This is a genomic window from Mycobacterium sp. P2_H7 (assembly GCF_056403275.1).
This window is the reverse complement of record NZ_JBFUFU010000019.1, coordinates 97,050-109,803: the sequence shown is the minus strand read 5'-3', so window position 1 is coordinate 109,803 and position 12,754 is coordinate 97,050. Positions and strand designations below refer to the sequence as shown.

At 67.7% G+C, this 12,754-nt stretch carries 16 protein-coding genes; 9 read left to right on the top strand and 7 right to left on the bottom strand.

What is annotated here, in order from left to right; translation table 11 throughout:
• The first annotated feature begins 54 nt into the window (after positions 1 to 54).
• From AC1DY7_RS25870 to AC1DY7_RS25855, 4 genes are read left to right on the top strand one after another with little or no spacing between them, the layout of a single operon-like run.
• A complete protein-coding gene (locus AC1DY7_RS25870; RefSeq protein ID WP_477496600.1) occupies positions 55 to 678 on the top strand; it encodes a TetR/AcrR family transcriptional regulator in 624 nt (207 codons plus the stop codon).
• 48 nt (positions 679 to 726) lie between these two features.
• Positions 727 to 1,704, top strand: a complete 978-nt coding sequence (locus AC1DY7_RS25865) for an Acg family FMN-binding oxidoreductase (protein WP_477496599.1) — start codon at positions 727 to 729, stop codon at positions 1,702 to 1,704.
• A gap of 44 nt (positions 1,705 to 1,748) precedes the next feature.
• The gene (dosR, locus tag AC1DY7_RS25860; RefSeq protein WP_477496598.1) at positions 1,749 to 2,396 is read left to right on the top strand and encodes a hypoxia response regulator transcription factor DosR/DevR; all 648 of its coding nucleotides are present in this window, start codon (positions 1,749 to 1,751) and stop codon (positions 2,394 to 2,396) included.
• A 6-nt stretch (positions 2,397 to 2,402) separates the two neighbouring features.
• Positions 2,403 to 4,100 (top strand): GAF domain-containing sensor histidine kinase, encoded by a 1,698-nt coding sequence (locus AC1DY7_RS25855; RefSeq protein ID WP_477496597.1) that lies wholly within the window; start codon positions 2,403 to 2,405, stop codon positions 4,098 to 4,100.
• An 11-nt stretch (positions 4,101 to 4,111) separates the two neighbouring features.
• Here AC1DY7_RS25855 and AC1DY7_RS25850 read toward each other — a convergent pair whose 3' ends face one another.
• A complete protein-coding gene (locus AC1DY7_RS25850) occupies positions 4,112 to 4,687 on the bottom strand; it encodes a TetR/AcrR family transcriptional regulator (RefSeq protein WP_477496596.1) in 576 nt (191 codons plus the stop codon).
• Between the two features lie 72 nt (positions 4,688 to 4,759).
• Entirely contained in the window at positions 4,760 to 5,617 is an 858-nt protein-coding gene (locus AC1DY7_RS25845; protein WP_477496595.1) for a LysR family transcriptional regulator ArgP, read from the bottom strand.
• A 95-nt stretch (positions 5,618 to 5,712) separates the two neighbouring features.
• On the opposite strand from AC1DY7_RS25845, the gene AC1DY7_RS25840 reads away from it, so the two are divergent.
• Both AC1DY7_RS25840 and AC1DY7_RS25835 read left to right on the top strand, forming a co-directional pair.
• A complete protein-coding gene (locus tag AC1DY7_RS25840; protein ID WP_477496594.1) occupies positions 5,713 to 6,309 on the top strand; it encodes a TetR/AcrR family transcriptional regulator in 597 nt (198 codons plus the stop codon).
• 92 nt (positions 6,310 to 6,401) lie between these two features.
• Positions 6,402 to 6,875: a nuclear transport factor 2 family protein gene (locus AC1DY7_RS25835; RefSeq protein ID WP_477496593.1), complete on the top strand. Its 474-nt coding sequence runs from the start codon at positions 6,402 to 6,404 to the stop codon at positions 6,873 to 6,875.
• On the opposite strand, the gene AC1DY7_RS25830 is transcribed toward AC1DY7_RS25835, so the two are convergent.
• Together AC1DY7_RS25830 and AC1DY7_RS25825 are read right to left on the bottom strand one after the other, a co-directional pair.
• Entirely contained in the window at positions 6,872 to 7,705 is an 834-nt protein-coding gene (locus AC1DY7_RS25830) for an SDR family NAD(P)-dependent oxidoreductase (protein WP_477496592.1), read from the bottom strand. The genes AC1DY7_RS25835 and AC1DY7_RS25830 overlap by 4 nt on opposite strands.
• The gene (locus tag AC1DY7_RS25825) at positions 7,702 to 8,190 is read right to left on the bottom strand and encodes an SRPBCC family protein (RefSeq protein WP_477496591.1); all 489 of its coding nucleotides are present in this window, start codon (positions 8,188 to 8,190) and stop codon (positions 7,702 to 7,704) included. The genes AC1DY7_RS25830 and AC1DY7_RS25825 overlap by 4 nt, the downstream gene beginning before the upstream one ends.
• Before the next feature lie 59 nt (positions 8,191 to 8,249).
• Between AC1DY7_RS25825 and AC1DY7_RS25820 the strand changes: the two genes are divergently transcribed.
• Genes AC1DY7_RS25820 through AC1DY7_RS25810 form a run of 3 tightly spaced genes read left to right on the top strand, consistent with a single transcriptional unit; the run spans position 8,250 to position 10,258 of the window.
• Positions 8,250 to 9,065 carry a thioesterase family protein gene (locus AC1DY7_RS25820; protein ID WP_477496590.1) on the top strand — a complete coding sequence of 272 codons (816 nt, stop codon included), beginning with the start codon at positions 8,250 to 8,252 and terminating at the stop codon, positions 9,063 to 9,065.
• Between the two features lie 24 nt (positions 9,066 to 9,089).
• On the top strand, positions 9,090 to 9,647 hold the full coding sequence (locus AC1DY7_RS25815; RefSeq protein WP_477496589.1) for a thiaminase II/PqqC family protein: 558 nt from the start codon (positions 9,090 to 9,092) through the stop codon (positions 9,645 to 9,647).
• Positions 9,644 to 10,258 (top strand): TenA family protein, encoded by a 615-nt coding sequence (locus AC1DY7_RS25810; RefSeq protein WP_477496588.1) that lies wholly within the window; start codon positions 9,644 to 9,646, stop codon positions 10,256 to 10,258. The genes AC1DY7_RS25815 and AC1DY7_RS25810 overlap by 4 nt, the downstream gene beginning before the upstream one ends.
• A 33-nt stretch (positions 10,259 to 10,291) precedes the next feature.
• On the opposite strand, the gene AC1DY7_RS25805 is transcribed toward AC1DY7_RS25810, so the two are convergent.
• The 3 genes from AC1DY7_RS25805 to AC1DY7_RS25795 all read right to left on the bottom strand — a co-directional run bounded on the left by AC1DY7_RS25805 (position 10,292) and on the right by AC1DY7_RS25795 (position 12,754).
• Positions 10,292 to 10,753 (bottom strand): PPOX class F420-dependent oxidoreductase, encoded by a 462-nt coding sequence (locus tag AC1DY7_RS25805; RefSeq protein WP_477496587.1) that lies wholly within the window; start codon positions 10,751 to 10,753, stop codon positions 10,292 to 10,294.
• Positions 10,754 to 10,762: 9 nt separating this feature from the next.
• Entirely contained in the window at positions 10,763 to 11,644 is an 882-nt protein-coding gene (locus tag AC1DY7_RS25800) for a DUF4436 family protein (protein ID WP_477496586.1), read from the bottom strand.
• A 72-nt stretch (positions 11,645 to 11,716) separates the two neighbouring features.
• Positions 11,717 to 12,754, bottom strand: coding sequence for an ABC transporter permease (locus AC1DY7_RS25795; RefSeq protein ID WP_477496585.1), 1,038 nt, complete (start codon positions 12,752 to 12,754; stop codon positions 11,717 to 11,719).

Below are 12,754 nucleotides of genomic sequence, written 5' to 3'. Positions count from 1 at the left end.
GCCAACAATCACAGAGGGTTCTATCAAAGTCAATACTCGCGTAGCATCCCCGTGATGACCGAGGCTGCCGAACGCCGCACCAACCGGCGAGGCCAGGCTTCGCGCGAGAGCATGCTGGATGCTGCGCTGCAGGCCTTGGCCTCCGGTGAACCGGGGTCGGTGTCGGGCAACCGGATCGCCAAGGACGCCGGAGCCACCTGGGGCACGGTCAAATACCAGTTCGGCGACATCGACGGACTGTGGGCCGCGGTGCTGCGCTTCACCGCGGAACGGCGGGGTGAACTGCCCTCCCGCGCCGCGCCGCACGGCCCGCTGGCCGGGCGTGTGTCGGCCATCCTCGAGATCATGTACGACGGTTTGACCGCGACGGATTCCCGCGCCATCGAGAACCTGCGCGCAGCGTTGCCCCGGGACCGGACCGAGCTCGAGCGGCTGTTCCCCCAGACGGCGGCGGAGCTCGCATCCTGGCAGCGGACGTGGATCACGGCCTGCCAGAAGGCTTTCGCCGACCTGGATGTCGACCCCGCCAGGGTCCGGGAGGTGGCGTTGTTCATTCCCGGCGCCATGCGCGGCATCACCTCCGAACGCCAACTCGGCAGCTATATCGATCTCGACGAGGCCCGCCGCGGCCTGTCCAACGCGATCGTGGCCTATTTGGAGGCCTCGCAATCGGACTAGGGACTTCTGGCCCTGCTGCACACGGCGGCAACGGAGCACGATCCAACTATGCCGACGACACTGCAACAGGTCACTCTCATCGAGGACGCCGTGCACCTCGCGTGCCGCGCTCCGTCGTATCACAACAGCCAGCCGTGGCGCTGGGTGATCAGGTCCGGCACCGTGTCGCTGTTCCTGGACCCCGACCACCTGGTCGCCTCCGACGCGGGTGCGCGCCAGGGCCTGCTCAGCTGCGGTGCCGCGCTGGATCATTTCCGGGTCGCGATGGCGGCGGGGGGCTATGGGACCCACGTCGTGCGCTTTCCCAGCACTCGAGATCCCCACCACATCGCGGACATCAGCCTGAGCACGCCGGCCGACGTGAGCGACGAGCAGCGCAGGCGCGCGGACGCGATCCTGCAGCGGCGCACCGACCGCTTGCCGTTCGCCGCGCCGCCGGACCGGGACTCCTTCGATCGGCTGGCGTGGGTCGGCGCGACACCGTCGGGGTGCACCCTCGACGTGATCGACCCCGCCGATCGGGAGACCCTGGCCGACGCTTCCCACCTGACCGACGCCATGCGTCTCTACGATTCCGAGTACCACCACGAGATCACCTGGTGGACTTCGCCGTTCGAGGTGAACGACGGAATACCCCACACCGCACTGGTCTCGGCGCAGGAAGCCGACCGCGTCGACGTCGGCCGCACCTTCCCCATCACCCGCAACCGGGAACGCCGGCTCGACATCGGCGACGATCAGGCGCGCCTGCTGGTCATCTCCGCGGCCGAGGACAGCCCCGAGGGAATCCTCGCGGCCGGTGAAGCGCTGTCCGCGGTGCTGCTGGACGCCACGATGGCCGGCATGTCGTCCTGCACGCTGACCCACGTGACCGAGATGCCCGTCAGCCGCGACATCGTCGGCGCGCTGGTCCACCGGAGCTCGCCGCAGGTGCTGGTGCGGATCGGGATCGCGCCACCGCTGGACGAGGTGCCGCCACCCACACCGCGCCGCCCGCTGCACGGTGTGCTGCGGGTGGAGATCTGACCGGGGGGACAATGGTGACAGGTCAGCTCGCGAAAGGTGTCGCCATGGTGTCGGTGTTCCTCGTCGACGACCACGAGGTGGTGCGCCGCGGGCTGATGGACCTGCTCGGCTCCGACCCCGACCTCGATGTGATCGGCGAAGCCGGGTCGGTGTCCGAAGCGTTGGCGCGCATCCCCGCGCTACGCCCCGACGTCGCCGTCCTGGACGTCCGGCTGCCCGACGGCAACGGCATCGAATTGTGCCGGGAGTTGTTGTCGCAGCTACCTGACCTTCGGTGTCTGATGCTCACCTCGTTCACCTCCGACGAGGCGATGCTCGACGCGATCCTGGCCGGCGCCAGTGGCTATGTGGTGAAGGACATCAAAGGAATGGAGCTCGCCCAGGCCATCAAGGAGGTCGGGGCGGGCCGTTCGCTCCTGGACAACCGGGCGGCCGCGGCGCTGATGGCCAAGCTGCGCGGTTCCGCCGAACGGTCCGACCCGTTGTCCGGACTCACCGACCAGGAGCGGGTGCTGCTCGACCTGCTCGGTGAGGGGCTGACCAACAAGCAGATCGCGGCCCGCATGTTCCTGGCCGAGAAGACCGTGAAGAACTATGTGTCGCGACTGTTGGCCAAGCTCGGGATGCAGCGCCGCACCCAGGCCGCGGTGTTCGTCTCGAAGCTCGATCGCCGGACCACCCGCGAACAATAGGATCGTGTGGTGGCCGGACCGGACGAGGGACGCAACCGCCCGCTGCGCGAGACACTCTCGCAGCTGCGCCTGCGCGAACTGCTCAGCGAGGTACAGGACCGTGTCGAACAACTCGTCGAGGGCCGGGACCGTCTCGACGGCCTGGTCGACGCGATGCTGGCCGTCACGTCCGGTCTGGAACTCGATGCGACCCTGGCCACGATCGTGCACACCGCGATCGAATTGATCGATGCCCGCTACGGCGCCCTGGGTGTACGCGGGCAGGGGTCGGAACTCGTGGAGTTCATCTACCAGGGCATCGACGAGACCACCCGCCACCAGATCGGGAAGCTGCCGCAGGGCCTCGGTGTACTGGGGGTGCTGATCGACGATCCGCAGCCCATCCGGTTGGACAACATCCGCGATCATCCTGCGTCCGTGGGCTTTCCGGCGCACCACCCGCCGATGACGACCTTCCTCGGGGTGCCCATCCGGATCCGCGACGAAGTGTTCGGCAACCTGTATCTGACCGAGAAGAACTCCGGGCAGCCGTTCAGCGAGGACGACGAGGTGCTGGCGCAGGCGCTGGCCGCCGCCGCCGGCATCGCGATCGACAACGCCCGGCTGTACCAGCTGTCTCAGCGCAGGCAGGCCTGGATCGAGGCGACCCGCGACATCGCCACCGAACTGCTGTCCGGTACCGACCCCGCGGCGGTGTTCCGGGTGATCGCCGAGCAGGCCCGAAAGCTGACCGGGTCCGCACTGGCCGTCGTCGCGGTCCCCGGCGAGGAGGAGGACGACGGGTCCGTCGATGAGCTCGTCGTCGTCGAGGCCGCCGGTGCCCAACCGGTCGACTTCGCGAACATTGCGCCGTTCCCGGTCGGCGTGGGAGTTATCAGCGAGGCGTATGCGCAGCGGATTCCGGTACGTACCGACCATCTCGAGCTCGCCGGCGCGACCGGCCCGGCGATGGTGCTTCCGCTACGCACCACCGAAACCGTTGCGGGCGTGTTGATCACCCGGCGCGACCCCGAATTTGGCCCGTTCAGCGACGACGACCTGTCGATGGCCGCCGCGTTCACCGATCAGGCCGCGCTGGCTTGGCAGCTGGCCACCACCCAGCGCCGGATGCGCGAGCTCGATGTGCTCACCGATCGTGACCGGATCGCGCGCGACCTCCATGATCACGTCATCCAGCGGCTGTTCGCCGCGGGGTTGGCGCTGCAGGGCACCATCCCGCGCATCCGCCCGGCCGACGCGCAACAGCGTGTGGAGAAATGTGTGGACGACCTGCAGGAGGTCATCTCCGAGATCCGCACCGCGATCTTCGATCTGCACAGCGGCTCGGCGGGAAGCACCCGACTGCGTCAGCGACTCGATTCCGCGCTGACCCAGTTCGGCTCCGCCGGCGTCCGCACCTCCGCGAGCTACACCGGTCCGCTGTCGGTGATCGAGGCGGCGACCGCGGACCACGCCGAGGCCGTGGTCCGCGAAGCGGTGAGCAACGCCGTGCGGCACGGACACGCCACCGAGGTCGGCATATCGGTGCGCGTCGACGACGAACTGACCATCGAAATCGCTGATAACGGAATCGGTTTCGATGGCCCCATCACCGAGAGCGGGCTGGCGAATCTGCGGCTGCGTGCGCAGGAGTGCGGCGGCACGCTGGCGTTCGGTGAGGGCGGCGGCACCACCAAGGTCGTGTGGCGGGTCCCGCTGCCCTGACCTTGCGCGGCTCAGTCCCGCTGCGCCAGCATCGATTCCAGGATGCTGCGCAGCTCCCGGCCCACCGTGTCCAGTGGCTGGGTGGCGCGTTCGGCCCGGCACATCGCCACCGCCCCCTCCACCGACGCCACGATCAGGGTCGCGGTGCCGGTGGCCTGCCGGTGGGCGACGCCGTGCGCACGCAGCGCACCCGCCAGGATCGAGGTCCAATTCCCGAAGGCGAACACCGCCGCATCACGCGGCGCCGGGTCACCGTCGGCCGGGTCTTCGACGGCGACCGCGAGCACCGGGCAGCCGGCCCGGAACTCAGTGTCCGTCAATGTGTTCCGCCACATTGTGATGAAGGCGTCCAGCCCTTCCACCGGCCCGGTGGCCCGAGCCAACGTCTGGGCGGTCAGGTCGTCGGCCCAGCGGACCGCCTCGGCGGCCAGCTGCGCCTTCCCGCCGGGAAAGTAGTGATAGGTGGAGCCGAGCGGGGCGCCGGTGTGTTTGGCCAGTTCCCGGACGCTGGCGGCGTTCACCCCGCGACGGCCGATCATGTCGGCCGCGCCTGCGACCATGCGCGTGCGAGCATCCGTTTCGGCCATGCGACCTCCTATGACGACCGCCATAACAGTAGCTTAAACACTACTTATAACAGACGTCATAGGCACGGCGCGTCACCCGTTCAGACCCTCGGCCGCGTTCTGTACCGCCGCAGTCACGGTGTCGACGACGGGGCTGTCCAGTTTCCAGCACTGCCAGAACAGCGGCACGTCCAGGTGGACGTCGGCGATCCGGACGAAGTCCGGGCCGATCAATTGTTCGGGGTACATCCCCCATCCCAGCCCTGCCTGCACCGCCGCCCGAAACCCCTCGGCCGTCGGCACGTAGTGCACCGGCCGGCGCACCTCCCGGCGGAACACCTTGCGGAGCAGGTCGTCCTGCAATGCGTCGTCGCGATTCCAGGCCAACGACGGCGACTCGGCGGCCGATTTCGCGGTAAATCCGCCGGACAGATGGGCTTCGATGTAGTCGGGTGTGGCCACCGGGATGTAGCGCATGACGCCCAGCGCCCGAACCCGGCATCCGGCCACCGCGGCACGCTCGGTGGTGACGGCGCCCATCACCTCGCCCCCGCGCAGCAGCCGTGCCGAATGGTCCTGATCCTCGATCCTGATATCGAACAGGATGCCGGGCAGGCGGGCGAACACGCCGGTGAACCACGTCGCCATCGAGTCCGCGTTCACCGCGACGGCCACCCTGATCCGCTCGTCCGGACCACCGCCCGCCTCGGCGAGCGCCTCGGATTCCAGCAGTGCGGTCTGCGCGGCCAGGCGGAGCAGAGGAGTGCCCGCTGGTGTTGCACGGCAGGGCTTTTCCCGGACCACCAACACCTGACCGACCCGCTGCTCGAGCGCCTTGATCCGCTGACTCACCGCCGACGGGGTGACATGGAGGCGGGCCGCCGCGGCATCGAAACTGCCGAGCTCGATGACGGCCGCGTATGCCGCCAGCTGCTGACCGTCCAGCCTCATGGGCGCAATGCTAGTGCCGCCCACATGTCACCCTGACCACTTCAGCGTGTCGAGAATCTAGAGAGATCGCTCTATCGAGCCACTACGATGGCGACATGCCGAATGAGACCAGGGGCCGGATCATCGAAGCCGGCGCGCAACTGTTCCGCAGGCAGGGCTTCACCGGCACCGGCGTCAAGCAGATCGTCTCCGACGCGGGCGCCCCGTTCGCATCGCTCTATCACTTCTTCCCCGGCGGCAAAGAGGAACTCGGCGCCGAGGTGATCCGCTGGGCGGGCGGCATTTACGGCGATTTCGTGATGTCCACCTACTTCACCGCGGATGCCGACCCGATCGCGGCGACCCGCGCCGCTTTCGACGGAGCCGCAGAGGACCTCGCCGCCTCCGGCTATGCCGATGCCTGTCCGATCGCCACCGTGGCGCTGGAGGTCTCCAGCTCGAGCGACACCATGCGCACGGCGTGCGCCGAGGTGTTCACCACGTGGATAGACGCCTTGGCCGACCGCTTCGAGTCCTACGGCATCGCCGACGGCGCCGCTCGCGACCTCGCCCTCTCGATACTGATGTCCCTGGAGGGTGCCTTCATCCTGTCCCGGGCCTTGCGCAGTACCGAGCCGCTGCGCGTTGCCGGTGAAACATCAACCGCCGCAATGATGGCCGCGCTGCCCAAGCGCCGGCGCAAGCAACCCTGACCTTCCCCTGTCGCGCGCAGGGTTGACACGTCTCCCTACTAGATAGATCATTCTATTAATCACATGGGGACACTCACCCTCGGAGGCGTCACATGCCCACATTCGTCGTCGGAACGGCGGCCGGAATCGCCATCGCGGTCATCACCCGTCAACTGCTGATCGCCGCCTTGACCGCTCGCCTCCGCCACGGCGTCGCCCGCCTCGCACAGGGTGACGCCGGCACGCTGCTGGCCGGTTACCACGGGAACGCGGTGCTGCACTTCCACGAAGGCGGGCATCGCTGGAGCGGCGAGTACCGCGGTCGCGACGAGATCGGCCGGTTCCTCCAGGACTTCGTCGAAGCCGCAATTATCGGCGAGATCAAGAACATCTGGATCGGCGGCCCGCCGTGGGCGCTGACCATCACCATCCGGTTCGACGACCACGCCACGCTGGCCGGCGAGACGATCTACGCCAACCGGACGGTGCTCTGGGCCCGCACCCGCTGGGGCAAGATCGTCGAGCAGCGGGATTTCTACGAGGGCACGCAGCGGTTGGTCGACCTCGACCGGCGCCTGCCCGCCTAGTGCTTTCGCCGCGCCTCACCCAGGCGTGACGCCCTCGCCAGCAGTCCGACGTAGCCCGCCCCGAGTAGCCGGGGCAGCGCCGCGGCAAGGCGACCGTCGGGACCGACGAGAATGCGGGCCCGGTTGCGTTCGGCGCCCCGCAGAATGACCTGTGCCGCCTTCTGCGGCGACGTCAGCGCGGCGCGCTCGAACATCTGCCGCGTCTGCTCGGCCGCGGTGTCCGCTTCCGCGACGCGCATGTTCGCGCCGAAGTTCGTCTTGATGACACCGGGGTGCACGCTGTGCACGGTGACCGGATGCCGCTCGATGATCATCTCCTGGCGCAGTGCCTCGGTGAAGCCGCGCACCGCGAATTTCGAGGTGCTGTATGCACTTTGATGCGGGACGGCGATCAACCCGAATGCGCTGGACAGATTGACCAGCCGCGACGGCCGCGCTGCGGTACCCGATTCGATGAGCTGCGGCAGGAAGACCTTCGTTCCGTTGACCACCCCGCCGACATTGATTCCCATCAGCCAGTCGAAGTCCTTCCAGGACATGTCCTGCACCCGGGCCACGAGGTCGACCCCGGCGTTGTTGAACAACATCGACGCGGACCCGATGCCACGGCGCACCGCCTCACCGAAGTCGCCGACCGCATCCCGGTCCGCGACGTCGACGATGAAGGAGGTGACACTGCCTGCGGGACAGACGGCTTCGGTCTCGGCCAAGCCGTCCTTGCTGATGTCCGCGGCGGCGACGTGTGCGCCGCTGCGCGTCAGCTCAAGGGTCAATGCCCGCCCGATCCCCGAACCGGCGCCGGTCACGACGGCGATGTGCTGGTGGGTCACTGGACCCCCTCGGTGCCCGATGTCGATTCGGCGAGCGCGCGGATGCGGTCCACCGACAGTTCGAGATTGGCCTGCAGGTCAGCCCGGCGGTCGGTCACGTTCAGGAACAACCATTCGTAGACCAGGATGCCCACGGGCAGCCGGACACACATCCGGAAGGTCTCCGTCAGTCGCACATGGTCCGGCGCCGAGCCGGGATCGACCCGGTACGTCCATTGCGTCCAGTCCCCACCCATCGCCTGTACGACGAAGGAGAATTCACGTCCGGGCCGCGCTGCGACCACGTTCGACACGGTGTGCCATCGGGCCAGCCTGCGCCGGTTCCAGGCCCGGAACCGCTGCGGGCCGTCCCACTCGACGCGCACCGTCTCGGGACTCCATTGCGGAATGCGGGTGACATCGGAGATCAGCGCGTAAAGGTCCTCGGCCGAACACCGGATGTCGGCGTGCGCGGACAGCGTCTCGTCTCGCTGTAGAACCGGCATGCCCGGCGACACTAGCTTACTGTTGTTACAACGGTAACTATTTTTGTAATATCCTCGGCATGGAGCGCACCGCGACGACACCCTTTCTGGTCCAGCGTGGCGACGAGCTGGTGCCCAACCCCATCGCGCACGGCGGGTGGGGGCCGACCCTGGGCGGGCAGGTGGTCGGCGGCCTGCTGGCCCGCGCCATCGAAGGCCAGGTCACCGATGCCGGTCTGCTCCCCGCCCGGCTTACCGTGGAGATTCTGCGCCGGGTGGCCTCCGAGCCGCTGCGGGTCAGCGCCTCGGTCGTCCGTGCCGGCAGCCGCATGCAGTCCGTCGACGCCGCCATGACCCAGGGCGGCGAGCTGGTCGCCCGTGCGTCGGCGCTCTACCTCCGTCGCGGTGAGCAACCCGTCGGCGAGTTCTTCACCACGGCGGTCAGTCTTCCGCCCATCCCCCAGGAGCCCGAACAGTTCGACGACACGTTACCGATGTTCATTCGGGCCTACGGGGCGACCGCCGACGACGATCGGTATGAATTTCCCTGGCAGCAGGCGGGTCCGAGGTACGCCTGGGTGCGCGAGATCCGGGACCTGGTCGACGGCGAGGAACTCACACCGTTCATCCGGGCCGCCCTGGCCGTCGATGTCACCAGTTCGATGACCAACTTCAGCACCGAGGGTCTGGCGTTCATCAACGCCGACTACACCTTGGCGTTGAGCCGGCTGCCCGACGGCCCCTACATCGGGTTGGCGGCGCTGACCCACAGCAGCGCCGAGGGTATCGCCACCGGCTCGGCCCAGTTGTCCGACCACCTCGGGCCGTTCGGTACCGGAATGTCTGCCTCGATAGGAAATTTCAACTTCAGCCCCAACGGCAAGCACAAGCGTTGAGCGCCCACCGCTATTGTTCATGGCGTGTCAGATGAGCTCTGGGGCGCCGCGACCCGGCATCCGTTCCTGGATGCGGTGCGCGACGCCACCATCACCGATGAAGCCTTCGATCGCTGGTTGTGCCAGGACGCCATCTTCGTCGCCGACCTGCTGACGTTCCAGGGCCGCCTGCTGGCCCGGGCACCGCGCCCGGCCCAGTCGGTGCTCGCGGCCGGCTGCGTCGCGCTGGTGGCCGAGCTGGACTGGTTCGAGGAGCAGGCCCGCACCCGCGGCATCGACCTGGCCCAGCAGCCGCTGCCTGCCACCCTGGCTTACCGGGAGCTGTTGCGGGTGCTCGACGCCGAGCCGTTCGACGCCGCCCTGACCGCGTTGTGGGTGCTGGAACGGGTGTATCTGCTCGCGTGGACCCATGCACGGTCGGACACCTCGCGGTTCCGGGACTTCGTCGATCATTGGAGCACACCGGAATTCGCGTCCTACGTCGACGAACTCGGTGCCCTGGCCGGCCCCGAGGGCAGGGCAGCACTCGTCGACGAGGTGCTCTCCCATGAGGTCGACTTCTGGGAGATGGCCGGCGCATGAGTCTGTCCGCGCGGCTGTGGTCGGAGAACACCGACGTCACGTCCCAGATCCTGGCCCACCCCTTCGTCCGCGGTATCGGCGACGGGTCGCTGACCCGGGAACTGTTCGCCGGTTATGTCGCCCAGGATGCGTTCTTCCTCGAATCCTTCGCGCGCGCTTACGCTTTGGCACTCGTCCACAGCGCCGACACCGCCACCCTGCTCACCCTGGCCGATCTGCTGGCCGGAGTGCGCGAGGAACTCGGTCTGCACGCGTCCTACGCGGACTCCTGGGGCATCGACATGTCCGGTGTGACGCCGTGGCCAGCCACCCTGGCCTATACCGATTTCCTGTTGGCCACCGCGGCCACCCGGGATGCCGCGTCGGTCTATGCGGCGATGACACCGTGCATGCGGCTCTACGCGTGGCTGGGACAGTCCCTGGACGCCGGTGCCGCCGGCCCCTACGCGCAGTGGGTGCAGACCTACGCCGATCCCGGATTCGAGGCGCTGGCGGCACAGCTGGAACAACTGCTCGACGACCAGGGCGTCGACACACCCGCCGTGCACGCCACCTACCGGCGGGCCATGCAACTGGAACTCGGCTTCTTCGAAGCAGCCTTCACCGCTTAGCGGTTCGCTGCGGTCCCCCGAGTCGCTGCGCTCCTACCCCCGGGGCGGCGGGAACCCACCGGTGGCCACCGGCCCCCAGCGCCGAGGGGTGATGCGCAGCAAGCACTTCCGCTGATCGACCATCGCCTGGCGGTATTCGTCCCAGTCCGAGTGCTCACCCGCGACGGCGCGGAAGTAGTCGACCAGCGGCTCCACCGCGTCGGGCAGGTCGATTCGTTCCGCATCCCCGTCGACCTGCACATACGGTCCGTTGAACTCGTCGGAGAGCACCGTGACGCTGGCGCGCGGCGTCCGCCCGATGTTCACCGATTTGGCACGCTGAGGATAACTGGCGATCACAATGCGGCCCTGGTCGTCCACTCCGCCGGTGACCGGTGAGGTCTGCAACGAGCCGTCCGCACGGAAGGTGGTGAGCACCATCCGATGGCGTGGGCGGACGAAATCCAGCAGTTTCTCCAGGCTGACATCGTCTGCGGTGGCATAGGTGCGGGGCATCACCCAAGTCTACGAGCGTCCACCGGCACGCTCCTTGCCCCGCTCGATGTGGTGGCCGATGACCACACCGGCGATCAGCGAGACGGAGATGACGATCTCCGCGACGAAAAACGAGCCGAAGTCGATGACCGAACCGATCGGCGGGTCACCGGGTACCGCGTTGCGTAACGGGACCAGCGCGAACAACATGGCCGCCATCATCGAACAGGCCGGGAACAGCAGTCCGCGACGACCGCGCAGGACGTAATACGCGGCGGTGGCCGCGGCGATCGCCAGCCCCAGCATCAACACCATGATGAACAGCGCATAGACGACGGTCGGGGTGCTGCGTTTCAGGGTGAGGTCGATACTCACACCGCCGGGCCCGGCGGTGTCCGCGGCCGTGCGCACCGAGAAGAACGAATCGGTGCTGAACAGAGTTACCGCAGTGGGTAGTTCGGTTCCGTCGGCATCCAGGACGTGGATGTCGAGATTCGTCGTGTAGCGGTCGAAGGGGTAGTCGGTGGCGACACCCGTGAGTGCGAAACGCTGTTCGATATCGGGTGCCACCTCCCCGTGCTTCAGCGGCACGGACAGATTGGTCAGCGATGTCGGGACGTACAGCCGAGCATCCTCGCGCAGGAAGCCTGAGTCATCGGCCAACGCGCCACGCGGCAGAAGGTCGGAGATGCTCACCGAGACGGTCCCGGCGGCCGTGTCGACGCGGGTGATCCAGGCGGACACATCGACACGGTCCGGGTTGGCATCCTCACCCTCGACGACCGCCGAGTTCTGGCTGGTGCGCGCCGGAATGTACATGCCCAGGCTCGCCGCCAGCATCGCCACCAGCAGGAATCCACCGATGATCGCCACCTTGAGCCCGGGCCTGATCCCTTTGCCGGTGAATGCCACCACGTCCCCCTCACGGCGCCGTCGGACACACCCTAGGCGTCGTTGCGGCCGCGCACCCGCGGGATGACGCTGTTATTTGACGATCAGCTTGCGCTGCGACGCCATGGTGAACACCGCGGCCACGATGATCACCAGACCCTTGATGATGGTCTGGGTGTAGTCGGCGGCACCGATCTGGTTGAGCCCGTTGGACAGCACGGTCAGGATCAGCACACCGAGCACCGTCCGGCCCACGCCGCCGACACCTCCCGACAGCGCGGTCCCACCGATGACGATGGCGGCCACCGAGTCGAGCAGGATCTGGGAACCCAATGTCGGCCCCGCCGCGCCCAATTGGGCCGTCAGCAGCAGACCGGCCAGCCCGGCGGTGATCCCGGAGACCACCAGGATGAGCACCTTGACCCGGCGGGTGTTGACACCGGCGAGCTCGACGACCTTCTCGTTGCCACCCACGGCATACACGTACAGCCCGAAGCGGGTGCGCCGCGCGAAGAACCACACCACCGCGAGCGCCAGCAGCGCGATCAGCGCCGCGTTCTGGAAGTTCGGGATGAACTGCCCGATGGCCAGGTCACGGATGCTCTGGCTGGTGAAGTTGATGGTGCTGCCTTGCAGGAAGGTCAGACCGATACCGGCGAACAGGGACAGGGTGCCCAGAGTGGCGATGAAGGACGGTACCCGCCCGTAGGCGAACACCACGCCGTTGATCAGACCGATGACCGCCCCGACCGCGACCGCGATGAGCAGCACCAGTAGCGGATTGTCGAAGCCCTCGTTGATCAGCGACGCCACGATGGCGCCGGTGAGCAAGGCGATGGACCCTACCGACAGGTCGACGCTACCGGCGATGATCACCAGCGTGGCTCCGAGCGACGCCAGCAACAGGATGCCGGCCTGACCGCTGATAAGGGTGAGGTTCGCGGCAGTCAGGAACGCCTCGGCGCGCACCGAGAAGAACACGATCAGGGCCAGCAGCGCCGCCAGCGGCAGCACATCCCGGGTCAGGTTCAGCCGGGCGAACACCGATGACGAGGAATTGGCACCCCGTTGCGGGGCAACAGGTTCGGCCACTTCGGTCGAAGGGACGGGAGCGGTCAGTTCAGTGGTCAT